Raw genomic sequence first — 22,901 nt, forward strand, 5'->3', positions numbered from 1 at the left:
CAGCTGTGCCGGGCAGGTTGGCTGAGTGGGGATTGGAAGCTGAACAGTCAGCAGACAGGACACCAATCCTCGCCAGCCCACGCCTGCTTTCCATATCCAGTGCAGAATGCGTTCTGTGTGGAAATGGTTCGGCCCAGTTGGCGGCAGCTGCCGGCTGCGGACTGCACGGGTGGACTCCCCTACTTTTAGGAATACGCTCACAAGAGCGCCATGTAACAAGGAGATGTTATGTACCTTTGGAAAACCATTGAAGTCCCGGAAAACATGCGTGCGCTGGTGTTTCAGCGCGGGCGCTTTCGGTGCCTGCTGGATCCCGGCTCGCACCGCTTTGGTCCGCACCTCCACCCGCTGGCCGTAGAACGCTATGAAGTCACAGACCTGCTGATTCCGCGTCCCAAGGTGAAGTATCTGCTGCGCAATCATCCCGAACTGGAGCAACATATCGAATGTATCGAGACCAGCGACAGTGAAGTAGCACTGCTGTATCGGGATGGACGACTGGAGGAGCTGATGCTGCCGGCTCGGGAAATGGCGATCTGGAAAGGCGTCGATCCGGTTGCTGTCGAGAAGATCAATCTTCACGATTCGCTCGCGTTGACTCCTGAGCTGGCCACAGCACTGCGCTTTGATCTGCCGGCATCGCTTGAAAAGAAAGTGCGCCAGCTGATTTATTTCGTAGATGTGCCGGATCATCACCGCGGGCTGCTGCTGGTAAACCGGCAGCTCCACGCTTGGTTGGAGCCGGGCTATTACGCCTATTGGCAACCCGGGCGAAGTATTCAGGTGAATCTGGTTGATCTGCGTATGCAACTGGTGGAAGTGAGTGGCCAGGAAATTCTGACGCGCGACCGGGTATCACTGCGAATCAATCTCTCGGCGAGCTATCGCGTGGTGGATATTGAGAAGGCGGATACAATCACTGCCGACTATACCAGCCATGTTTACCGGGCGCTTCAGCTAGCACTGCGAGAGGCCGTTGGAACGCGCAAGCTCGACGAATTACTCGAGAACAAACGCGCCCTGAACGGTGATATCGAGGAAATTCTGGGTGAAGACCTGAGCGAAATCGGCGTGAAAGTCTGCGATATCGGCGTGAAGGATATTGTCCTGCCCGGCGAGATGAAGACGATTCTCAACCGTGTAGTCGAGGCGCAGAAGGAGGCGGAAGCCAACCTGATTCGTCGACGGGAAGAGACTCAGGCAGTTCGCGCACTGCATAACACCGCGAAGATGATGGAAAGCAACAGCACGCTGATGCGGTTGAAAGAGCTGGAGGCACTGGAGCGTGTAACCGGTAAGATCGAGCGCATTTCTGTCTATGGTGGCCTGGAAGGCCTGATGACGGAGTTCGTAAAGCTGCGCAGCCCGCCGTGTTCCCCGGTATAGCTGGGTGCCGCTAAAATTGGCGGCACCCTTTTTTCACCCGAATTCATTCCCTGCGTTTCTGCGCGAGCATCCCCCCCTCACCGCTACAAATCCGCTTGGCAGTTCGGCGAGCGTCTAACGCCGAAAGCGTACATGCAGCATCTTCAACGCCGCATCCAGATCTTTATCCGGGAAGTCCGGGTTCTGTGGCAATCGTGCAACCACCTCGTATCCTGGGTTTGCGCTGCTGATCATGTCGCGAAACTCTGACTCACTGTGCGCCGGTGAATTCAACACAAATAACAGGTCTGCCTGATCAGCGAGACAGGCTGGTAGTTTTTCCAGCAACTTCGCATAGTTGATTTCTACCTCAAAAGCCCCTTTCTGCCGGGTTGGCGGGTCCACTACCGCCAGCTGAAAGGGACCACTGCGGTCATAACGCTTGAAGTCTCGCAACGCGTCCCGGGCCAGAAACCGAATGCCTTTTGTCGCCAGCTGGTTGTACTGGTGGTTCGCTTGCCCGCGCTTCAGGACGCCTTTGTTCAGGTCGATATTCAGCACCTCCAGCTCGCCCGCCGACCGCGCCACCACCGAGAATGCACAAGTAAAAGCAAACAGGTTCAGCAGCTTGAGGTTTTCTACCTGTCCGGCCTTTTCCTGCACTTGCTGTTCCAGCCACTGGCGACCGGGCTCGATATCGAGGAAGAATCCCACATTCTGACGATCAAAGGTCAGCGGGAACTGCAGCTCACCACGGCGGGCCACCGGAGCTTCGACAGGTTCGCCACACTGCCACTGGATCGGCGCCCTGGGCTGGTACCTGCGCTGCACCGCCAACCCGGTATAGCCGAGCGGTTGCGCCATCGCCCACAGCTGATCTGCGAGATCCGTTTCCCCCTCGTATTCCTCAAACAGGGTTACCAGAATGGCCGGGTGATAACTGTCGACACAGACTCGCTCAAACCCCGGGAAACAGTTTCCGCGGCCGTGGAACAGCCGGCGGCTGTCCAGACGGCTTTTTTCCTCGCGCTCTTCTTCAAGTTTGCTGCGCACAACCTGCAGCAGGGGTTCCCAGTTCAATGTAGTGACCGCCTGTTTTCTATGATTTATGAGGTGATGCAGGAGCGGATGCCGGTGACTGCCCGCTGCCATCTCCGGACAACGGGTACAGGATTTCATCGCGGTAGCCGGTAACCACGGGGATAAATCCACTCCAGGCCTCATCCAGCGACGGGTCTCCGCTATCGACCAGCAACGGCCGTCCACCCAGTTCGGTGATCTTTGTTTTTGTCGCCACCACCATCAGGTTGTCACGCCCCACGGTCTGGAGCACTGAGGGCGTCAACTGTTGATTACCGCGGCCGATCAGATGCCCCTGCCCGCCGATCGCGGTGAGAACAATCCTTACCGGATTGTCCGGGCTAACCGATCGGTGACTGGTGATGGCATCCTGAATCTGTACCGCATTCACGTCCGCGGCCACCAGTGCCCCGTTCCGCCAGAGGTCCACCCCCAGCAAGGTGCCCTCCGCGCCCAGCTCGGACAGCACCGCCAGGGTGGTGGAGCCAGGGCCGAATATATACAGGGTATCGGGATCCTGTTCGTCCATCTCCTCGACTATTTCCGCGGCAATATCGGCCACGGCCAGTTCTTCCACTTCGCGACCGGCGTTTTTTACGGCCTGAAGAAAATGCCCTTCTTCAGGCACCAGCAGTTCACCGTAATAGCGGGTACTGACCCGGCCCTCGCGAAATGATTTTTCGTCGATGTCGCGCACTTCGCGCTGGTGCAGATCCACCAATTCACCGGCCATCAGGCGCCGCAGAACCTCGCCGCCAGCTTTGGGGGAAATGGCAAAGCAGGCCGAATGCATTTTGACGCCTGCGGGAATTCCCAGTACCGGGAAACCGTCGCCGAGCGCATTCACCATATTGCGCGCGGTACCGTCGCCGCCGGCAAACACGATCAGGTCAGCGCCGGCGGCGCGGATGGCTTTTGCCGCGGCCTCGGTATCGTCCGGTGTGGAGCGGCCGGCTTCGGCGGCGCCAACCACCTGCACCGGGAATCCAAGCTCACGCGCCAGGGCTTCGCCCATATCACCGGCAAAGGTGACGATTTCCAGCGCATCGCAAAAGGGCTGCAATGCGTGTAATGCAACCGCAGCACGCTTGTGGGACTGCGGCTCAATGCCCGCTTGCAGCGCGCGCGCCACAGTCTCCGCCCCGTCGCTGCCCTTGAGCCCTGCAGGGCCACCGACCCCGGCCCAGGGGTTGATGATCAGTCCAAGTTTTTTCAGTTTCACTTGAGCCCCAGAATCGCCAGTTGCTTGCGCGTTACTGTATCCAGCTGCGGCGCATCATTGTTGTAGTGCGAGAATTCCAGACGCTTGGGGTATTGCTTGCGCAAAAGGTCGAATGCGACGGCCATGGATTGCTTTCCGGTGCGCGCCTGTTCTGCTGCCGCACGCAGACGCTGGTCGTCGGCGCGCGGATCATAGATGGCGAGCAACAGTGCACGGATTGCGGCGAAATCCCGCTTGCCCGTTGTAACCGGTTGCCTCGCCGGGCTCTCGCTATTGGCACTCGGCGCCGACGGCAGAGACAGAGCCTCGCTCACCGCCTCGCGGATCATGCGCGTACCGGCAAGTTTTCCGTCATGGCTATAGCCCGCAATATGGGGGCTGCCCAGGTCGACCCGGTCCAGCAGGTCGAGGCTGATGTCCGGCTCGTTCTCCCACACATCCAGTACGCAGGTAAACGGGTGGGACTCCTCGAGCAATGACAACAGCGCGGCGTTATCAATGACCGCTCCTCGTCCGGCGCTGATCAACACCGCGCCGGGCTTGATCGCCGCCAACGCTTTCTGATCGATCATGTGGTGACTGGGGTGCGCGCCGTCTTTGACCAGCGGCGCGTGCAGGCAGACCACGTCCTGTTGCAGGACACTCTCCAAATCCGCGGCGTCGGGGTTATCCGTCAACCACGGGTCATAAATCTTGCAGCGGACATTCAATGCGTGCAGTTTTCGCTGCAGCGAGCCACCCACGTTACCGCAGCCGACAATACCGAAACTGCGGCCACGCCAGTCGACATCCAGTGCAGCCAACACACAGAAAACATACTCCACCACGGAATTGGCATTGCAGCCGGGAGCAGCGCTCCAGGAAATGCCCTGCTGTTCCAGCCAGGCGGTATCCAGGTGATCGGTCCCGATGGTGCAGCTGCCCACAAAGCGCACCGGGGTACCTTCGAGTAGCGCCCGGTCAACCCGGGTTACCGAGCGCACCAGCAGGATGTCCGCCTGCGCCAGTTGGGCCCGCGTCAGGTTGCGCCCGGGAACCCGGGTAATGCTTCCCAGGTCCGCAAACCAGGTTTCCAGCCCGGGGATATTTTCATCGGCCACGATAGTCAGCGAGGGCGATACGTTGGCAGTATTTGTCATGGGGTCGCGATACTCAGTTCTGCAGGGCTTTCCAGGGTGCGGCGTATCTTTTTGGCGAGACCGCCAATCCCAAATTCTTCGGCGAGTGCCACCGCCAGCTCCGGCTCCACCGGCTGCGGGACCAGACTGTTGAGCCCGCGCTGAACGTCCTTCAGTGGCACGGTATATTCCAGCTGCGCCAATTGTAGGGCCATGCGGATCTGGTCCGCGTACACAGAGAGTTTCGCGGCAATACCCGCGGCACCCCGAATCTTCAGGGTTGCGACCCTGTCCGTGTTGGCGATCAGGGATTCAACGCTGTCAAACTCCGCCAGCAGGCGTGCGGCGGTCTTGGCACCGATACCCGGGACGCCGGGAATATCGTCAATCGTGTCCCCCACCAGTGCCAGATAGTCGGCAATCTGCCCCGGGCGCACGCCAAACTTGACCTCGATGTCTTCGCGCCCCAGGTGCTGGTCTGCGGCAAAATCCCACAGGCTTGTGGCGCCGCGGTCCAGTAACTGCCCCAGATCCTTGTCACGGGTCACAATAACCGGAGCGCAGGCATGCTCCACACACAGCCGGGTCAGCGTCGCAAGAATATCGTCCGCCTCGAAGCGGTCACTGGCATAGCTTGCGATACCCAGCGCCTCGGCCATTTCACGACAGGCGGCCAGTTGATAGGCCAGCGCCTCGTCGGGCAACGCGCGGCTACATTTGTAGTCCGGGTAAATTTCGTTGCGGAAGCAGCTACCCAGTGATTCATCAAAAGCGCAGGCGATATGCCCGGGCTTGCGCGCCAGCAGGTCCAGCAGAAAATTACTGAATCCGTAGACGGCTTCCGTGCTGTAGCCGGAGCGGCTCTCCCAGTTGGGCGGCAGGGCAAAGTAGTAGCGGAAAATATAGACCGAGGCATCGACCAGGAAGGCTGCGCTCATCCGAGGTCCTCCAGGTGGTAACAATCTATCCGGAACGGATCTCCGCGGCCGAAGTGCACTGCAAGTGCGCGGGCAAAGCGGCTGGCCCGTTCATTGGCCCCCTGCTCACAATATCGCAGGACCTGTAGCCAGATATTGCGCTTGAAGCGGTCGCTCGGGCCGAGACCGGCGTCCAGATTGTCCGCGCTCACTCGAAATCGCATACCGCAGGCCACCGAAAAGATCCACTCCAGCGCCTGGGGCTTCACTTCCACTCGCTCGAACTCGGCCTGCTGCTCCGCACTGCGGCCATCCGGAGCATACCAGTACCCGTAATCCGGCTGCTGACGACGTTCGGCACCGGCCACACACCAGTGTGCGGCCTCATGCAGCGCACTGGCGGGGTAATCCCTGGTGAATTCGACCTGGTGAAACCCGGATTGCCCGCCGGCCGGGCGATAGTAGGGCTCATCAAAACCACCGGCCAGGCGCGTGTTCAGGCCGCCCGGGGCCGCAAAACAGCGGTCAAACACCGTGACTATTTGGTCAGCCATGGGCATGGGCCGGCCGCAGGACGCAGCGCCGTCCGGGCGAGCGCGCTGGTACGGAACTTGCTCGTCATAGATTGTGACTGGCGAGGCTTGAGGCAACTCTGGCTCCTGGCGATACAGTTCGACAAACAGGCACGGTGCATAGGCTCCGGTGCCCGGCTGGCGCGGACTATAACAGCGGGTTCAGGGGGATCAAGGCCGGATCCGGCGCCCCTTCCATTCCGGTTACTGGTGGTATCTGACCGATGTTCACCCCGAGTGTGGCCGACTCACCACAATAGGAGGCAAATCAACACAAAGAACACGCTTCCGCTGGTTGTATTTATGCGGATCAGAATATACCTTTGAACATAGGGATACCGGAAACCGGCTGCTGCTCAGCGCAATCGCCCCGAGAGCATTGAGTGGTTGTTTTCGGTTGCGGTACCGGCTTCCCAGGGAGGCAAAAAGGCACTCCCGGAGTCTGGATTCGGCGAATGGCCGCCCGGCCCTCGCGCAGTATCCCTACGCCGGTTGTACCTCAATAAGTAGTACAAGACCTTCCCGCCCCACTACCGGCCCTGCAAGGAGGTGCGCAATGACCGACCACAGAACCAACAACGTGGTTGACCTCTTCACCGGCAAGCCAATAGAGACTTCAGAGAACCTGCGGTTTATCCGCCTCTCTCCGGAGTTGGATGGCTTGGAAATGCTTTACTCCAACAATTCCAGCGGAACTGACCTCTACAGCCTGAAAATCCTTTGCTGGGGCCTGCGTGCCAACGGCGAGATTGTCGGACTGGTTCCCTGGTTGAACTCCATTGTGGCCTGCCCGGATATCCAGGATCCTCTGGATGGACGGTTTGAGGGCTACTATGACCCGGGTATCGAGGAAATTTTCCACGAGCCTCCCATCCATAAAATCGTCGAGCTGGAGACTGCGGCGGAGTACTTCGAATACGAAAGCAATCAGGCGGATGAGGTTGTCCAGGAGATCCCCGACACCATTGGTACCCACGCGGTATTCATGGATGCCGGCAAGGAAAACCTGACCCTTACCGAGGTGGTGAGCTGGCGCCTTTTCGCCAGCGGTGAGATCCACGGCATGCTGATTGATCACAACAGTGTAGAAACCACACCGGTTCTTCCCGGGGACGATTGCCTGTACCCGGCGCAGGAGTCGGAATGTTTCCGTTACTTCTTCCAACACCACATCGCCAACAAGATCAAATCTGAGGACCCGGAGGCCCTCGCTGCGATCGCGGCGCTTGTCACTTCGCCCTAACAAACTTCCCAAACTTTCAGACACGACAAGGGCGACCAGTGGTCGCCCTTGTTAATTGTGAGAGGATTGTTTGCTCTTTCAGTCTGCTTTCCTGATCCAGTAAACAAACTCATCGTTCTCTTCCGCATGCTGCACCAGCTCGTAACCGAGAAACTGACAGAATTTGGGTACATCCCGCTGAGTGGACGGATCTGTTGCGAACATCTGCAATACTTCTCCAGCCGCGACCTTGCGCACCGCAGCGTGTAGCATCATGACGGGTTCCGGGCACAGCAGGCCGCGGGCATCGAGTGTGTGTTGTGACTTCATAGGCCTATTGTCTGGGATTTACGGCGGCGCGTCATCCGCAATCCGTGCTCCTCTGGCCAGAATTACCGGTCATCGTGAGCAAACGGCCCACCGGTTGACGCCGAAAAAGACTAAACTGCATGCTCCACTAACACCAACCATCTTTGTAACCAAAGATAATTGCCACCAAAAAAACTGTTTCAGTAAGGATGAGAACGCAGTCATGATTTACGTACTGATCGAGCGGGAAGTAGCCGAAGACCTGGAGTCCACCTACGAAGAGGCCGCCCGCCGACTGTTAACCAATGCCTACCAGACTACCGGGTTTGTCGACGGCCACACTTATACCGAACTGGACAACCCCCTGCGCCGCTTCACCCTGTCAAAGTGGAAATCAGTGCTGCACTGGCAGCAGTGGTACAACAGCGAGGAGCGCCGGGATCAGATGGCACAGCTTGCACCAATGCTGCTGCACGAAGAACGCATTACGATTCTCGAGCGCGCATAAATGCTACCGCGCGGTCAGCAGCCGCCTGCCAGTGATGCTGCTGACTGAAACCGCTCGCCTTGCGCGGCTTGAGGTCATGGTCGCCATCCTCCAGCCAGTAAAGCTCGACCGCGGAAGACAGCGCATACCCGGCAACTTCCTCACGATTGCCCAGCTTGTCCCGTGTCCCCTGAACAATCAGCGTGGGGCAAGCCAGATCCCCCAGGTGCTCGGTACGCAGTTTTTCCGGCTTGCCCGGCGGATGGAACGGGTAACCCAGGCACACCGCACCGGCGACCTTCTGCCGTTCAAAATTCTCCTGCGCCAACATACTCGCTACCCGTCCACCCATGGACTTGCCACCGATAAACAGAGGTACCGGCGACAGCTCCGCGCCAGCGCGATCAATCTGCACCTGAAACGCTTCCAGCAAGACATCCATTTTATTCGGCGGCCTGCGCTTGCCCGATGCCCTGCGCTCCTCCATATACGGAAACTCAAAACGCACAACCCCGACGCCCTGTGCCACCAGCATGTCTGCCAGTGACTGCATAAAATCGCTGTCCATGGGTGCCCCGGCACCATGCGCAAACAGATACCAGGCTACTGGCGGCTGTTCCGGGCGGTCTAGCAGCCAACTGCACGACTCGGACATCAGGACGCCCCCTCGCGGGGAATATCTTCCGCGAGGATAAGGTTCACAGTCTCTTCACCGGGCTCAAACCAGATCACGATGGCCTTGCTTTCCAGTTGCCGGCGCAGGCTCGCCACTTTGTCATCCAGGCTCACCTCGCGCTCCCCGTAATCGGTACCGTCACGGGTAGCGTATTCTTCCAGCAGGTTTTGCAGGGTTTCACGGTCTAACTGGTGGTGCGGAATAATCATGGGTACCTACTGCAATGATTTCTCAAAAAAAATGCCCCGGGGGAACCGGGGCATTTTATCGTTACCGGAACGGAAATATCAGGACTGTGGTTTACGGAACCGCAGGGTCATACGGTCACTTTCACCAATCGCCTGGTACTTGTCCTTGTCCTCGTCACCGAGGCGCAGAGAAGGAGGCAGTGTCCACACGCCTTTCGGGTGATCCGCGGTGTCTTTCGGGTTTGCATTGATCTCACTGGTTTCTTCCAGCTCGAAGCCCGCATTCTTTGCCAGTTTGATGACGTAGTCCTGCGTCACATAACCACTCTTCTTCATGTCTTCACGGCTGGTACCCGGCTTGGCCCGATGCTCTACCACCCCCAGAACACCACCCGGCTTCAGCGCCTTGTAAAAGGTGTTGAATGCCGCCTGCTCATTGTTCCCGCCCATCCAGTTGTGCACGTTGCGGAAAGTCAGTACCACGTCTGCGGAACCTTCCGGGGCAATTTCACTATCACCACCCGGTGCAAACTCGGTCAGTTTCACCGCGCCGTAAGTCGCCTTCTCTTTCCTCAGCATTTTCTCAAACGCTTCGCGCGAGCGCTTGAAGTAACCGGCCTTGGAATCTTTCGGGAAGTGTGCCGCGTAAAAAGTGCCCTCCTCCTTCAATGCGGGAGCGAGAATCTCGGTATACCAGCCACCGCCCGGCCAGATTTCCACCACGGTCATGTCCGGCTTTACCTGGAAGAACTCCAGGGTCTCGGCGGGGTGACGGTACTGGTCACGCGCCGCGTAGGCAGGAGTGCGCTGATCCCCTTCAATCGCCTGTTTCAGCGTGTCGGCCTGAGCGGCCCCCACCAGTGATACCGCGCAGGCCATTCCGGCCAACCAATGAACTACTTTCATCCAAAACCCTCCCGTTGATTTTTATTCCTACGACCAGTGATTCAACACTGCTGGCCATTGCTTGTAAAGACTTCGACCAGCCCGTCAAAGTTCCCCGCTCCAATAGGGGAGAACTTTGCCCACCCGGTGTCACACTGGCTACAATTCAGCAATTCAACCGATTTGGCAGCGCCAGTAAGGAAGCCCTCATGCAACAGCACCTCGTCATCTCCATTATCAGCGACGACAAACCCGGGGTAGTGGAAATGCTCTCCGCCGTGGTGGCCGAAAATGGCGGCAACTGGGAAGATAGCCGGATGGCCCACTTCGCCGGAAAGTTCGCCGGCATCCTGCGGGTAAGCGTGGCCGCAGACGACAGCTCAACACTCAAAGAAGCCCTTCAGAACCTCGCCGGTGACGATTTCAAGCTGCAGGTCGAGGACGCCCTTGCCGTCGCCGCAGACAGCCGCCAGACCCTGCAGCTGAAGCTGGTGGGCAATGACCGTCCGGGTATCGTCAAGGAGATCTCCCGTGCACTGGCCGCACGCCGGATCAATATGGAAACCCTGGACACCCGCTACGGCAGCACGCCCTGGAGCGGTGAGCCCCTGTTTACCGCCGAGTGCACCATCAGTGTTGCCGAAGATGTCAGCATTGACGGCCTGTACGATGAGCTCGACGAGATCGCCGACGAACTCGGAGTCGAGATCGACTGCGAAGAAACCTCCGCCGCGCTATAATCCCCCGCCAATTTGCGGCGCGGGCGTCAGGAATCGCTCCGTCGCTAACAAACGTCAGTGGCGGTGGCCTCCCGGCGACAGTCTTGCGAGACGTGCCTTGCCCCGACTGTGGCGACCCTGCACCGGCATCCATGCCGTTGCAGGCCTCGCAGGACAGGCAGCGGGATCGCCACCTCCGCGTTAAACGCCGCGACGCCTGAAACGTTCAATTCGGACCCTATCGGACCCGAGCAGTACCCATGTTCAAAATCGTGCTCTACCAGCCGGAAATTGCTCCCAATACCGGCAATATCATCCGCCTGTGCGCCAACACCGGGGCCGAGCTGCATCTGATCGAACCCCTGGGCTTCGCTATGGACGACAAGCGCCTGCGTCGGGCGGGACTGGACTACGCCGAATACAGCCGCGTGGTACGCCACCGCGACTGGGAGGCATTCGTGGAGTCGGAGCAACCCAAGCGGGTGCTGGCGCTCTCCACCAAAGGCAGCCGCGCGCACTCGGAGATTGAATTCCGTGCCGACGACGCCATTGTCTTCGGCCCCGAGACCCGCGGCCTGCCCGCCGAGTTTCTTGCCCAGACGGGCCAGGACCACACCCTGCGCATTCCCATGTGCGCCAACAGCCGCAGCATTAACCTTTCCAATGCCGCGGCCATCGTTATCTATGAGGCCTGGCGACAGCTGGGCTATATCAACGCCCAAGACTGAATCAACGCCCAATAACTTTATGCGCGCACCTATCGGACTTTTTTACGGCTCAAGTACCTGTTACACCGAAATGGCGGCAGAAAAAATCCGCGACCGCCTCGGCGAGGAGTGGATCGACCTGCACAATGTGGCGGAAGACGATATCGCCCAGATGCAGGACTACGACTTTCTGATTCTTGGAATCCCCACGTGGGACTATGGCGAGCTGCAGGAAGACTGGGAAAACTGCTGGGATCAGCTGGCACAACTGGATCTGAGCGGGAAGACGGTTGCACTGTATGGCCTGGGTGACCAGGAGGGCTACCCCCAGTGGTACCAGGATGCCCTCGGGTACCTGCACGCGCAGGTGGTTGCCGTCGGCGCCAAAGCCGTGGGTTACTGGCCCGCAGACGGCTACCAGTTTGAGGAATCAAAGGGCCTCACGCCCGACGGCAGCCAGTTTGTGGGCCTCGCCCTGGACGAGGAAAATGAATTCGACCGCAGTGACGAACGCCTCGACCAGTGGTGTGCGCAGGTAATGCGGGAATTCGGGCTCAAATGACCAGCCTCCATGCCTGAGCAAAAACCGGACGCGGTTCACCACGCCCAGCTGGAATGGCGCGAGAATGGTCAGCCCGTATCCAGCACGTTTGACGACATCTACTTCTCCACTGCTTCCGGACTGGAGGAGACTCGCCACGTATTTCTTGCCGAGAATGACCTGCCGGAACGCTGGTCAAAGCTCCAGCACGGGGCACGTTTCACCATTGGTGAAACCGGCTTTGGTACCGGGCTCAATTTTCTCGCCGCCTGGCAACTGTGGCGACAGACCGCCCCGGCGAGTGCGCAACTGCATTTTGTCAGCGTGGAAAAGTATCCCCTGCGCCCTGACGACCTGGCCCGCGCGCTGGCGATGTGGCCGGAGCTGCACGACCTGAGCCGGGAGCTGCTCGAAAGCTACCCGCCCCTTCTCGCGGCCGGTGTGCACCGGTTGTCGTTTTCCGGCGGTATTCACCTGACGCTCATCATTGACGAAGCGAGCCGCGGGTTTGAGCGATTGTTGCTGGACGACCCTGGACGGGACCGTGTAATCGACGCCTGGTTCCTGGACGGGTTTGCGCCGTCAAAGAACCCGGAGATGTGGAGCGAAGAGTTATTCCAGGCCATTGCCAGCCTGAGCGCACCGCAGGCCACCTTCGCAACCTTTACCTGCGCGGGCATCGTCAAACGCGGGCTCAAGTCTGTGGGCTTTGCACTGCAGAAAGTCCCGGGGTTCGGCCGCAAACGGGAAATGCTGCGCGGCGAATACTCATTGCCTTTGGCGCAGACGCCGCACAGGCACCACGCCACGCCCTGGCACCTGCCCCAATCTCAGCCCCAATCTCAGCCCCTGTCGCAGTCTCAGGTACAGCCACAGCGCCAAGGACCACAAACCGTCGCCGTGGTCGGCGCGGGCATCGCCGGCGCCACTACCGCCCGGACACTGGCTGAGCGAGGATTGAAAGTCACGGTATTCGAGAAGGGGGAATCCCCCGGCAGCGGAGCCTCGGGCAACGACCAGGGAATTCTCTACGCGAAACTCTCGCCCAAACCCGGCCCCAACGGCGATTTCAACCTGCTCGCACTTCAGTTTGCCCAGAACTTTTACCCCAGACTTTGCCCGCAGGCCGTCCATTTCGATGGCTTGCTGCAACTGGCACAGTCGGAGAAAGAGCGGCAATTGCAGCAGCAGGTCGTCGAGCGACTTTCACTGAACGGCGACTCAAAGCTCGCGCAGCCCGTCACCGCGAGCCAGGCCAGCGCGCTCGCCGGTGTCGACCTGACAGCACCGGGGCTCTATTTCCCCGATGCCGGCTGGTTGCGCCCGAGGCAGGTGTGCAGCACCCTGCTACAACACCCCAATATTCAAACCCACTTTGCCACCACGATTCACAACGCCACTTACGCCGATCAGCAGTGGCAACTGGAAACCTCGGAAAAGACAGCGCAGCCGGGGTTCGATGCCCTGATACTCTGCTCCGCCAATTTCAACCGCCACTTTCCGCAGACCGCTCCCCTGCCCCTGCAGCCGATACGCGGCCAGGTATCGTTTGCCGCAATCACCGAGGCGTCGAAAAAGCTGAAACTGGCCCTGTGCGGCGAAGGCTACATTGCCCCCGCCAACAGCCGCGACAGCCAGACAACCCAGAGTTTCGGTGCCACCTTCAAGCTGAAGCAGACCGATACCGGAATCCGCGCTGAAGAACACCAAGAGAACCTGCAGACACTGGCCTCCCTGCTTCCCGACATCGCAGGCTCGTTCAGCGGCCAGACGCTACAGGGTCGAGCCGCCCTGCGCGCCGCCACCCCGGACTACCTGCCCATGGCCGGCCCGGTAGCGGACTGGGAGCATCTGGAAGACACCTACCATTCGCTGCGCAAAAACCGCAAACAGCTGATCGATCGCCGCACCCCCTACCAGCCACATCTTTATGTACTGGCCGGGCTCGGATCGCGGGGATTTACCTACGCACCATTGGCGGCGGAAGTGTTGGCAGGCTGGATAGTCGGGGAAGTGATGCCGGTATCTGAAGAGCTGGTGAAGGCGCTGCACCCTATGCGTTTCGCCATCCGGGCGCTTGGCAAGAACCGGTCGATTACGGATTGATTCTGCCCGCTTACCCCCGCCAGCAAGTATTCAACCTGGCGGCCGCAACAGCGGTCCACTACCAGAACCACAGGCCACGATCGACTTCATGGCGGCCTCTACCGTCACATGGGGCAGGATCTCCACACACTCCGGCGGCAGGTGATAGACAAAGCCGGACGTGGGCACCGGTGCGGTGGGCACATATACCGTGTAATCCCCGTTTGCATGCTGCGACGTCACGATTGCCGTCACCGACAGCGGGTTGCCCGCACCGTGGATACGCGCCCGCGCCACCGGCCCAGACAACACCCCCTCACTACCGGCACCGCCGATAAACTGCAGCACAAGATCCTTGATCGTGCTGTACCCCGGTGCCAGCTTGCCCAACCAGTGGTCCAGATGCCGGTGCGCCCAGCGGCCCACACTGGTTTTCACCAGCAGGCCAATCAGAAAGCACAACCCCAGAATCAGCCCTATCACCACAAGGCGCGCGAAGTTATCCTTGAACTGGGTATGTGCCTGCATCCATTCGGTGGCCGGCGCCACCATCTCGCTGATCTGGCCAAACAGCCATTGAAACAGCATGACAAAAATGGCAATCGGCAACACCACCGCCAGGCCACCGAGCAGGGTCAGCGTGACAAATGTTTTTATTCGGGTCATAACTTATTACTGCACTGATCTGGATATCGTTGAACAGGGAAATAGACAATTCGCCATGCGAGCCGTATTGAGATCCGCAATCGGGCCGGCAATCCACGCCGCTTTCACCACACTGCTACTGTTTTCCAGCCAAAGCCTCGCCATCGAGCCCGGCGAATACAAACTATTGGAAAGCAAACCGCGGCCCGGCGATCACTTTACCCAGGGCCTCTACTTCGATGGCGAGCGCTGGCTGGAAAGCAGCGGGCTGTACGGCCGTTCCTGGCTCGCGGAGTATACCGACCCCGGCGCTAATCCTGTAAGGCGCAAATGGCTCGCGGGCAATCGCTTTGCGGAAGGTCTCGCAGTTTTGGGCGACAGGCTATACCTGCTGACCTATCGCGCCGGCGAGGCACAGGTCTACAACCGCTCAAACTTCAGCCTGGAAAATGTACTGAGCTATCAAGGAGAAGGCTGGGGCCTGACCAGCGATGGCCGGCAACTGATCATGAGCAATGGCAGTGACACGCTGACCTTCCGCGATCCGGACACCTTCGAGGTTATCCGGCGGCTGCCCGTCACAGGCGGTGGGGAGCGCTGGTCGCACCTGAACGAACTGGAATACGTGCATGGCCTGATCTGGGCCAATATCTGGAAGGACCCGCGAATCATCGCCATAGATCCGGATAATGGTGAAGTAAAAGGAATACTGAATCTGGAAAAACTGCAACAGGACAGCCTGCAGGGCCGCCGGCACGTGGATGCCGTGGCCAATGGCATTGCCTGGGACCGGGCCCGCAACGGGCTCTGGGTTACCGGAAAGTACTGGCCCAAACTCTATCTGATACGCCCCGACGGGCTGGGCTTTTGAGCACAGTTTGAGCGCAGGGTAGGCCAGCCAGGGGCCGGCGAGGTGCGCTACCGGTCAATTGCGGTAATAGTCGATCACGGTCAGAAAACCGCCACTGCGAATGGACTCCAGCGCCCGCCCTCTGACCTGCAACCGATAACCGCGGTGCTGGCGTTCTACGGTCACCCCGTCCACCCCCTCAACGCCGTCGAACAGCATGGCATTGTCGCCGCCCGCGCCACGCCACTGGACCCCTTCGATACTGCGCATACCCGGCAGTTCGATGGTTACCGCCTGCAAATCTCCCGGCAGCTCCCGCATCTCCATCCGGGCGATGCCGGTAGACGTCGCCAGTGAGTAGTTCAGCTGGTTGGCCGGGGCGGGGTTCCAGCCCAGGTGGGTGTCTTTCACTGCGGATTGCGCAAGGTTGCTCGGGTTGATGGGCTCAGGCGTTTGGGAAACGCAACCGGCAAGGGCCAAGATCACGCTGGAAAACAACATGCTCAGTAACAGTACAGACTTCAATGTCATTGCGCGCATAGCTTTATCCCTGTCTATGTCTGCGGTGGTGGGATTATAGACGAACATCACCTTTTCGTGAGGCAACAGGCGCCAACAATTGGACAGCAGCACTCGGGTACTAGTTCGCCGCGGTCATCGCCACGGGGGTATACTCCCGCCCATGACTGACTCAACCGCCCCCCTGGCGAGCGCGCCCTCCAACGCCCGCAGCCCGCACTACATCCTCGAACACACTTTTGGCTACACCGGGTTCCGGGGTGACCAGCAGGACATTATCGAAACCCTGGTCAACGGTGAGGACGCACTGGTGCTGATGCCCACCGGTGGCGGCAAATCCCTGTGCTACCAGATACCTGCGCTGGCGCGCGCGGGCTGCGGGATCGTGATTTCCCCGCTGATCGCCCTTATGCAGGACCAGGTGGAAGCCCTGCGCGCCGCCGGTGTGGCCGCGGCCTTCCTGAACTCTTCGCTGGATTTCCGCGAAGCACAGAACATCGAAGACCAGCTGTTGCGCGGAGATCTGGAGCTTCTCTACCTGGCTCCCGAACGGTTACTGCAGCCCCGCACCCTGGAACTGCTGGAACAGGCGCAGATCGCCCTGTTCGCCATCGACGAAGCCCACTGCGTAAGCCAGTGGGGGCACGACTTCCGCGCCGATTACCTGCAGCTCTCGTGCCTGCACCAGCGTTTTCCCGCGGTCCCCCGGGTCGCCCTGACCGCGACCGCCGACCAGCGCACGCGCCTCGAGATTGCCCAGCGCCTGGACCTGGCGGGTGCGCGCCACTTCGTCAGCAGCTTTGACCGCCCCAACATCCAGTACCGTATTGCCCCCAAGAACAACCCCAAGCGCCAGTTACTTCAGTTCCTGAGCGGCGAGCAACAGGGCAATGCCGGGGTCATTTACTGCCTCTCCCGCAACAAGGTGGAGTCCACCGCGCAGTGGCTCCGGCAACAGGGGTTCAACGCCCTGCCCTATCACGCCGGTCTCTCCGCCGAAATGCGCGCAGACCACCAGCGGCGATTCCTGCGGGACGAGGGCATTGTCATGGTCGCCACCATTGCCTTTGGAATGGGGATCGACAAGCCGGATGTGCGTTTTGTGGCGCACCTGGACCTGCCCAAGAGCATCGAAGCCTACTATCAGGAAACCGGCCGCGCCGGGCGCGATGGCGAACCGGCCACCGCCCTGCTGCTGTATGGCCTGGAAGATGTGGTCAAACTCAGCCAGATGGCCGCCACCTCAGACGGCAGCGAGGAGCACAAGCGCCAGGAGCGGCAGCGCCTGGACGCGATGCTGGGGCTGTGTGAAATCACCAGTTGCCGCCGCAAGGCCCTGCTGCGCTATTTCAACGAGGAGCTTGCGGCGGATTGCGGCAACTGCGACACCTGCCTGGAGCCGCCCGCCACCTGGGACGCCAGTGAGGCCACCCGCAAGCTGATGTCCTGCATATACCGCACCGGCCAGCGTTTCGGCGCTGCCCATGTGATCGATGTACTGCGAGGTGCCGACACCGAGAAAATTCGCCAGTTCAACCACAACCAGCTCTCCACCTACGGTATCGGCGACGATCTCAGCGGCAATGAATGGCGAGCGGTCACCCGACAGCTGGTGGTACGCGGCTACCTGCGAGTCAACGCCGAGGCCTTCAACGCCCTGCAACTCACCGAACAGTGCCGCCCGGTCCTGCGTGGCGAGGAACACCTGCAGCTGCGCACCTTGCCCAAGGCGCCGGCCAAAACGGCGAGAGACACCGGCGGATCACGGTCCCGGGCACCGGTGGAGGTCGCGGCCGAGGATATCCCCCTGTGGGATGCTCTGCGCGCGCTGCGCAAGTCCCTGGCGGAAGAGCGCGGCGTTCCCCCCTATGTGGTGTTCCACGATGCCACCCTGCGCGAAATGCTCTCCGCGCGCCCGCGCACCGACACGGAGATGCTGGCGATTTCCGGCATAGGCGACAGCAAACTGGCGCGCTTCGGCGAGCCATTTCTCGACCTGCTGCGGGAATTCGACGGCGAGAGCCATCCGCCAGGCTGACTTCATCCGGTTAATATATTTAACACTCGTCAATCAATCGCTCATCGGGCAGCTAAAAATGAACGTTATACACCCCGAATAGGCTCCAACAAGCCAATAACCGAATTATTATTCAACTATTGTAAAGTTTATTGATCGCCCCTAAACTCGCTTCAACTCAACGAGTTCCACAATAACTGCCCCGCAATAAACACAGTTGAAGTCACGAGGTGAACCATGGCTGATCTCGACAGCCTCGCAGGCCTGAGCCCCGCAGAGCTCGAAGCCCACTGGATGCCATTTACCGGCAACCGCCATTTCAAATCCGATCCGCGCCTGTTCGTCGCGGCGGAAGGCATGCACTACACCACGGCCGACGGCCGCTCCGTACTGGATGCCTTCTCCGGCCTCTGGTGCAGCAACCTGGGCCATGGCCGCAAGGAAATTGCCGATGCGGTAGCCAGCCAGCTCACCGGCCTCGATTACTCCCCTGCGTTCCAGTTTGGCCATCCGACGGCGTTCAAACTGGCCAAGCGCCTGGCCGACATGGCACCGGGTGATCTGAACCGGGTGTTTTTCTGCAACTCCGGATCGGAAGCGGCAGATACGGCCCTGAAAATTGCCCGCGCCTACTGGCGCGCTAAAGGCCGCCCGGAAAAGATCCGCCTTGTAGGACGTGCCCAGGGCTACCATGGCGTCAACTTCGGCGGCATCTCGGTCGGCGGCATGGTTGGCAACCGCAAGACCTTTGGCCCGGCCCTGGACGTGGACCACTTGCCACATACCCTGCTGCCAGAAAATGCATTTTCCCGCGGGCTGCCAGAGCACGGTGGCGAGGCCATGGCGAACCGCCTGCTGGACATCATCAACCTGCAGGGGGCAGAGAATATTGCCGCCGTGATGATCGAGCCTTTTGCCGGCTCTGCCGGGGTGATCCTTCCGCCCAAAGGCTACCTGAAAAAGCTGCGTGAGCTGTGCACCGCACACGATATCCTGCTGATTTTTGACGAAGTCATTACCGGTTTTGGCCGCACGGGCTCGGCCTTTGCGGCGCAGGAATTCGACGTGCAGCCGGACATCATCACCACAGCGAAAGGCATCACCAACGGCGCGATCCCCATGGGTGCGGTTTTCGCCAGCGACACCATTTATGAAACCTTTATGCAGGGGCCCGAACATATTCCGGAGCTGGCCCACGGCTACACCTACTCTGCGCATCCGGTCGCCTGTGCTGCGGCCATGGCGACACTGGATATTTACCAGGACGAAAAGCTGTTCAACCGCGTCAGGGAAATGGCACCCTACTTTGAAGAGGCGCTACACAGCCTGGGCTCCGAGTCCCATGTTGTCGATATTCGCAACTACGGCCTCGCCGGTGCCATTCAGCTAGAGTCTCGCCCAGGTGAGCCGGGCAAGCGTGCGATGGAAGTGGTACTGGAAGCCTATCGTCGCGGTATTTTGCTGCGCTGGACCGGTGACACCATTGCCGTTGCCCCACCGTTTATAATCGAACGCAACCAGGTTACCCAGATTGCGGAAACCCTGCGAGATATCCTGCAGGAAGTCCAATAGCCATTTTGATGGCGCAGTGACGGTGCCCCGCGCAGCGGCACCGTCACCACAAATAAATGTACTGAATTCGAGCTGGGAGAAATCCCACGGGAGAGAAACCATGAACACCGTCGGCCACCTGATCAACGGCGAAATGCATACCGGCGATGATCGCCACCAGGACATCGTCAACCCATCGACCAACAAAGTCGAAGGCAAAGTCGCGCTGGCCAGCAAGGCCACTGTGGAAGAAGCCATTGCCGTCGCTCAGGCCGCCTACCCGGCCTGGCGCAACACGCCGCCGATCAAGCGCGCGCGTATTATGTTCCGCCTCAAGGAACTGCTGGAGCAGAATGCTGACAAGATCTGCGAACTGATTACCCGCGAGCACGGCAAAGTTCTGAACGATGCCATGGGCGAACTGCAGCGCGGTATCGAAAATGTGGAGTACGCGTGCAGCGTGCCGGAACTGCTGAAAGGCGAACACAGTAAAAATGTGGGTCCGGCGATCGATTCCTGGAGCGAATTCCAGCCGCTCGGCGTCTGCGCCGGTATCACGCCGTTCAACTTCCCGGCCATGGTTCCCCTGTGGATGTGGCCGATGGCGGTTGCCTGCGGTAATACCTTTATTCTCAAGCCTTCCGAGCGTGACCCGAGTTCCGCACTGCTGATCGCGCAACTGGCACAGGAAGCCGGCCTGCCGGCGGGCGTTCTGAATGTCGTTAACGGCGATAAAGAAGCGGTGGATACGCTGCTGTCTGACAATCGGGTTCACGCGGTCAGCTTTGTCGGCTCCACCCCGATCGCCAAGTATGTATATGAAACCGGCTGCAGCAATGGCAAGCGGGTGCAGGCGTTTGGCGGCGCCAAGAACCACGCGATCGTGATGCCGGATGCCGATCTCGACAACGCGGTCAGCGCACTGATGGGAGCCGCCTATGGTTCCTGCGGCGAGCGATGCATGGCCATTTCTGTCGCTGTGGCGGTGGGCGATGCCACCGCCGATGCTCTGGTTGAAAAACTGAAAGCGCAGATTGCCAACCTCAAGGTTGGCGACGGCATGGACAACAGCAACGACATGGGACCGGTAGTGACCCGTGCGCAGCTGGAAAAAATCGAAGGTTATATTGCCAAGGGCGTGGAAGAAGGCGCGGACCTGGTTGTCGATGGCCGCGGCCTCACGGTTCCCGGTTTCGAAAACGGAAATTACCTGGGCGCCAGCCTGTTCGACCGGGTGAAGGAAGGCATGGTCATCCATAGCGACGAAATCTTCGGCCCGGTGCTGTGCGTAATGCGCGTGGACACCATGCAGGAAGCCATGGACATCATCAACGCTCACCAGTACGGCAACGGCACCTGCATCTTCACCCGCGACGGGGAAGCCGCTCGCTACTTTGCCGACAACATCCTGGTTGGCATGGTCGGCGTCAATGTGCCGCTGCCGGTGCCGGTGGCCTATCACAGCTTCGGCGGCTGGAAGCAGTCCCTGTTCGGCGACCTGCACGCCTACGGCCCGGACTCCGTACGCTTCTACTCCAAGCGCAAAACCATCACCCAGCGCTGGCCTGCCAGTGGTGTGCGTGAAGGAGCGCAATTCACCTTCCCCAGCAACGGCTGATCGCCAACGCTGTACTGCACTGCAAGCCGGTGCCCGAGTCGTCTCGGGCACCGGCTTTGTTGTTTTTACGCCCCCGCCCCAAGCGTCTCGCCACTATTGACCGCGGATAACCTGCCGGCACTGCAATACCCGTTGGTAGAATCCCGCCTCTAGAGATCCATTCGGGCCGAATACCCATGAAAAAAATAACCCTGACCCTGCTCGTATCCGTGGCCGGTCTGACCCTTGTATTCGCGCTTCTCGCACCCATGCTGCTGGGCTTTCCCGTCACCCAGCTGGGTAATGCGGTAGGCGTCGCCACCGGTATGGGGGCGAAGCTTGCCTGCTCCGGGCGCTACATCTCCGGCTTCAGCGAGACCCGCAACCTGGACGACCTCGCCTCTTACTCCCCCGCCAATCGCCTGCTCGACCTGCATTACGACAACGATATCCAGCGCGTTACCGCCACGTTGCTCGGCATGGGGAAGACCAGCGCGACTTTTCGACCAGGGCTTGGGTGCGCCCTCGATATTGGCGACACCGCGGCCCTGGACCGGGTTGCCGTCGCGCCGATTCCGGAGTCGAGCGGCGCCTGGCCTACAGGAGACCGCGCAACCCACATCGACCCTGAGCTGCAGCGCACCCTCGACCGCATCATGGCGCAAGACAACCAGGCTGGCCGCAACACCCGCGCGCTGCTGGTGGTACGCAATGGACAACTGGTGGCGGAGTCCTATGCCGAAGGTATCTCGGCAGAAACGCCACTCCTCGGCTGGTCCATGGGCAAGAGTCTTACGGCGATGATGGTGGCCCGGTATCAGGCACTGGAACCTCAACTGAAGGTCACCTCCCCCGTGTTTCCCCAGTGGTCGGATGACCGCCGCCAGATCACTTTGGAAAACCTGCTACAGATGTCGTCCGGGCTGGATTTTGATGAAACCTATGCTCCCGGCAGCGATGCCACCCGCATGCTTTTCAATGCCCATAGCGCGTCGGATGTCGCCATGCAAAGCACTCTCGCGCACACGCCTGGCGAGCACTTTTCCTACTCTTCCGGCACCACGAACCTGCTGGCCCGCTGGTTGTACGAACAACTGGGCGCAACCCCGCAGGCCAACCTGGAGTTTTTCCGCGAGCAAATCCTTGCGCCCCTGGGCATGCGCCACACAACCTTCGAGGTGGATGCCAGCGGTGTATTTGTTGGCAGCTCCTACATATATGCCTCCGCCCGCGACTGGGCCCGTCTCGGCCTGCTGATGCTGGATGACGGGCAGTGGAACGGAGAGCAGCTGCTCCCGGAGGGGTGGGTTGCCACAGCCAGCAGCCCCAACCAGAGTGCCAACGACCCGGCTTATGGCTACCAGTTCTGGCTGAACCGTGGCGGTGAATCTGCGCGCTTCCCGGAGCTGCCCGAAGACAGCTACTTTATGCTGGGCAACCGCAAACAGGTGGTGATGGTGTCTCCCTCCACCAGCACCGTGATCGTGCGTCTGGGCTGGAGTGCGGGAGACTATCCGACCGGAAGAAATTTCGCGCAGCTGCTGCCACTCGAGTAGGAATCGGGAAAAGCAGTCGGCGCCGAAGCAACGCGCCCACAGGACACTTCGCAAAGGCTTTACCCGGTAGCGA

At 60.0% G+C, this 22,901-nt stretch carries 23 protein-coding genes; 12 read left to right on the forward strand and 11 right to left on the reverse strand.

Annotated features, from left to right (window positions below; all coding sequences use genetic code 11):
• Window positions 1–228: 228 nt before the first annotated feature.
• The gene (locus GTQ55_RS12375) at window positions 229–1,386 is read left to right on the forward strand and encodes a slipin family protein (RefSeq protein ID WP_161859014.1); all 1,158 of its coding nucleotides are present in this window, start codon (window positions 229–231) and stop codon (window positions 1,384–1,386) included.
• A gap of 114 nt (window positions 1,387–1,500) precedes the next feature.
• Here the strand turns inward: GTQ55_RS12375 and GTQ55_RS12380 are convergent, their stop codons facing one another.
• Genes GTQ55_RS12380 through GTQ55_RS12400 form a run of 5 tightly spaced genes read right to left on the reverse strand, consistent with a single transcriptional unit; the run spans window position 1,501 to window position 6,256 of the window.
• Entirely contained in the window at window positions 1,501–2,445 is a 945-nt protein-coding gene (locus tag GTQ55_RS12380; protein WP_161859015.1) for a class I SAM-dependent methyltransferase, read from the reverse strand.
• A 19-nt stretch (window positions 2,446–2,464) separates the two neighbouring features.
• Window positions 2,465–3,667 carry an ATP-NAD kinase family protein gene (locus GTQ55_RS12385; RefSeq protein WP_161859016.1) on the reverse strand — a complete coding sequence of 401 codons (1,203 nt, stop codon included), beginning with the start codon at window positions 3,665–3,667 and terminating at the stop codon, window positions 2,465–2,467.
• Window positions 3,664–4,806, reverse strand: coding sequence for a 4-phosphoerythronate dehydrogenase (locus GTQ55_RS12390; protein ID WP_161859017.1), 1,143 nt, complete (start codon window positions 4,804–4,806; stop codon window positions 3,664–3,666). Before GTQ55_RS12390 ends, GTQ55_RS12385 begins: the two co-directional genes overlap by 4 nt.
• Window positions 4,803–5,723: a 5'-3' exonuclease gene (locus GTQ55_RS12395; protein ID WP_161859018.1), complete on the reverse strand. Its 921-nt coding sequence runs from the start codon at window positions 5,721–5,723 to the stop codon at window positions 4,803–4,805. Before GTQ55_RS12395 ends, GTQ55_RS12390 begins: the two co-directional genes overlap by 4 nt.
• Window positions 5,720–6,256 carry an elongation factor P hydroxylase gene (locus GTQ55_RS12400; RefSeq protein ID WP_161859019.1) on the reverse strand — a complete coding sequence of 179 codons (537 nt, stop codon included), beginning with the start codon at window positions 6,254–6,256 and terminating at the stop codon, window positions 5,720–5,722. Before GTQ55_RS12400 ends, GTQ55_RS12395 begins: the two co-directional genes overlap by 4 nt.
• Before the next feature lie 574 nt (window positions 6,257–6,830).
• Between GTQ55_RS12400 and GTQ55_RS12405 the strand changes: the two genes are divergently transcribed.
• Entirely contained in the window at window positions 6,831–7,517 is a 687-nt protein-coding gene (locus tag GTQ55_RS12405; RefSeq protein WP_078083938.1) for a hypothetical protein, read from the forward strand.
• Window positions 7,518–7,595: 78 nt separating this feature from the next.
• On the opposite strand, the gene tusA is transcribed toward GTQ55_RS12405, so the two are convergent.
• Window positions 7,596–7,826, reverse strand: a complete 231-nt coding sequence (tusA, locus tag GTQ55_RS12410; protein WP_161859020.1) for a sulfurtransferase TusA — start codon at window positions 7,824–7,826, stop codon at window positions 7,596–7,598.
• Between the two features lie 202 nt (window positions 7,827–8,028).
• On the opposite strand from tusA, the gene GTQ55_RS12415 reads away from it, so the two are divergent.
• Window positions 8,029–8,313, forward strand: a complete 285-nt coding sequence (locus GTQ55_RS12415; RefSeq protein WP_161859021.1) for an antibiotic biosynthesis monooxygenase family protein — start codon at window positions 8,029–8,031, stop codon at window positions 8,311–8,313.
• Here GTQ55_RS12415 and GTQ55_RS12420 read toward each other — a convergent pair.
• The 3 genes from GTQ55_RS12420 to GTQ55_RS12430 all read right to left on the reverse strand — a co-directional run bounded on the left by GTQ55_RS12420 (window position 8,291) and on the right by GTQ55_RS12430 (window position 10,062).
• Window positions 8,291–8,947, reverse strand: coding sequence for an alpha/beta family hydrolase (locus GTQ55_RS12420; protein WP_161859022.1), 657 nt, complete (start codon window positions 8,945–8,947; stop codon window positions 8,291–8,293). The two genes, GTQ55_RS12415 and GTQ55_RS12420, sit on opposite strands and share 23 nt — an antisense overlap.
• The gene (locus GTQ55_RS12425; RefSeq protein ID WP_161859023.1) at window positions 8,947–9,177 is read right to left on the reverse strand and encodes a YheU family protein; all 231 of its coding nucleotides are present in this window, start codon (window positions 9,175–9,177) and stop codon (window positions 8,947–8,949) included. The genes GTQ55_RS12420 and GTQ55_RS12425 overlap by 1 nt, the downstream gene beginning before the upstream one ends.
• 78 nt (window positions 9,178–9,255) lie before the next feature.
• Window positions 9,256–10,062: a class I SAM-dependent methyltransferase gene (locus tag GTQ55_RS12430; RefSeq protein WP_161859024.1), complete on the reverse strand. Its 807-nt coding sequence runs from the start codon at window positions 10,060–10,062 to the stop codon at window positions 9,256–9,258.
• A gap of 188 nt (window positions 10,063–10,250) precedes the next feature.
• Here GTQ55_RS12430 and GTQ55_RS12435 point away from each other — a divergent pair, with 188 nt between their 5' ends.
• The 4 genes from GTQ55_RS12435 (at window position 10,251) to mnmC (ending at window position 14,114) form a co-directional block, all read left to right on the forward strand.
• On the forward strand, window positions 10,251–10,781 hold the full coding sequence (locus GTQ55_RS12435) for a glycine cleavage system transcriptional repressor (protein WP_161859025.1): 531 nt from the start codon (window positions 10,251–10,253) through the stop codon (window positions 10,779–10,781).
• 239 nt (window positions 10,782–11,020) lie between these two features.
• Window positions 11,021–11,488 carry a tRNA (uridine(34)/cytosine(34)/5-carboxymethylaminomethyluridine(34)-2'-O)-methyltransferase TrmL gene (trmL, locus tag GTQ55_RS12440; RefSeq protein WP_161859026.1) on the forward strand — a complete coding sequence of 156 codons (468 nt, stop codon included), beginning with the start codon at window positions 11,021–11,023 and terminating at the stop codon, window positions 11,486–11,488.
• 19 nt (window positions 11,489–11,507) lie between these two features.
• Window positions 11,508–12,029 carry a flavodoxin FldB gene (gene fldB, locus GTQ55_RS12445; protein ID WP_161859027.1) on the forward strand — a complete coding sequence of 174 codons (522 nt, stop codon included), beginning with the start codon at window positions 11,508–11,510 and terminating at the stop codon, window positions 12,027–12,029.
• Between the two features lie 9 nt (window positions 12,030–12,038).
• Complete coding sequence (mnmC, locus tag GTQ55_RS12450) at window positions 12,039–14,114, forward strand: bifunctional tRNA (5-methylaminomethyl-2-thiouridine)(34)-methyltransferase MnmC2/FAD-dependent 5-carboxymethylaminomethyl-2-thiouridine(34) oxidoreductase MnmC1 (protein WP_161859028.1); 2,076 nt, start codon at window positions 12,039–12,041, stop codon at window positions 14,112–14,114.
• 30 nt (window positions 14,115–14,144) lie between these two features.
• Here the strand turns inward: mnmC and GTQ55_RS12455 are convergent, their stop codons facing one another.
• Entirely contained in the window at window positions 14,145–14,759 is a 615-nt protein-coding gene (locus GTQ55_RS12455; protein ID WP_161859029.1) for a DUF502 domain-containing protein, read from the reverse strand.
• A gap of 55 nt (window positions 14,760–14,814) precedes the next feature.
• On the opposite strand from GTQ55_RS12455, the gene GTQ55_RS12460 reads away from it, so the two are divergent.
• Window positions 14,815–15,609, forward strand: a complete 795-nt coding sequence (locus GTQ55_RS12460; protein WP_161859030.1) for a glutaminyl-peptide cyclotransferase — start codon at window positions 14,815–14,817, stop codon at window positions 15,607–15,609.
• A 54-nt stretch (window positions 15,610–15,663) separates the two neighbouring features.
• On the opposite strand, the gene GTQ55_RS12465 is transcribed toward GTQ55_RS12460, so the two are convergent.
• Window positions 15,664–16,119, reverse strand: coding sequence for a hypothetical protein (locus tag GTQ55_RS12465; RefSeq protein WP_161859031.1), 456 nt, complete (start codon window positions 16,117–16,119; stop codon window positions 15,664–15,666).
• Window positions 16,120–16,270: 151 nt separating this feature from the next.
• Between GTQ55_RS12465 and recQ the strand changes: the two genes are divergently transcribed.
• From recQ to GTQ55_RS12485, 4 genes are all read left to right on the forward strand, one after another.
• Complete coding sequence (gene recQ / locus GTQ55_RS12470) at window positions 16,271–18,145, forward strand: DNA helicase RecQ (protein ID WP_161859032.1); 1,875 nt, start codon at window positions 16,271–16,273, stop codon at window positions 18,143–18,145.
• A 216-nt stretch (window positions 18,146–18,361) separates the two neighbouring features.
• Window positions 18,362–19,696, forward strand: a complete 1,335-nt coding sequence (gene aptA / locus GTQ55_RS12475; protein ID WP_161859033.1) for an omega-aminotransferase AptA — start codon at window positions 18,362–18,364, stop codon at window positions 19,694–19,696.
• 100 nt (window positions 19,697–19,796) lie between these two features.
• A complete protein-coding gene (locus GTQ55_RS12480) occupies window positions 19,797–21,293 on the forward strand; it encodes a CoA-acylating methylmalonate-semialdehyde dehydrogenase (RefSeq protein WP_161859034.1) in 1,497 nt (498 codons plus the stop codon).
• A 176-nt stretch (window positions 21,294–21,469) separates the two neighbouring features.
• Window positions 21,470–22,828, forward strand: coding sequence for a serine hydrolase domain-containing protein (locus GTQ55_RS12485; protein WP_161859035.1), 1,359 nt, complete (start codon window positions 21,470–21,472; stop codon window positions 22,826–22,828).
• The last annotated feature ends 73 nt before the right edge of the window (window positions 22,829–22,901 follow it).

The organism is Microbulbifer hydrolyticus (genome assembly GCF_009931115.1).
GTDB classification, from domain to species: domain Bacteria; phylum Pseudomonadota; class Gammaproteobacteria; order Pseudomonadales; family Cellvibrionaceae; genus Microbulbifer; species Microbulbifer hydrolyticus.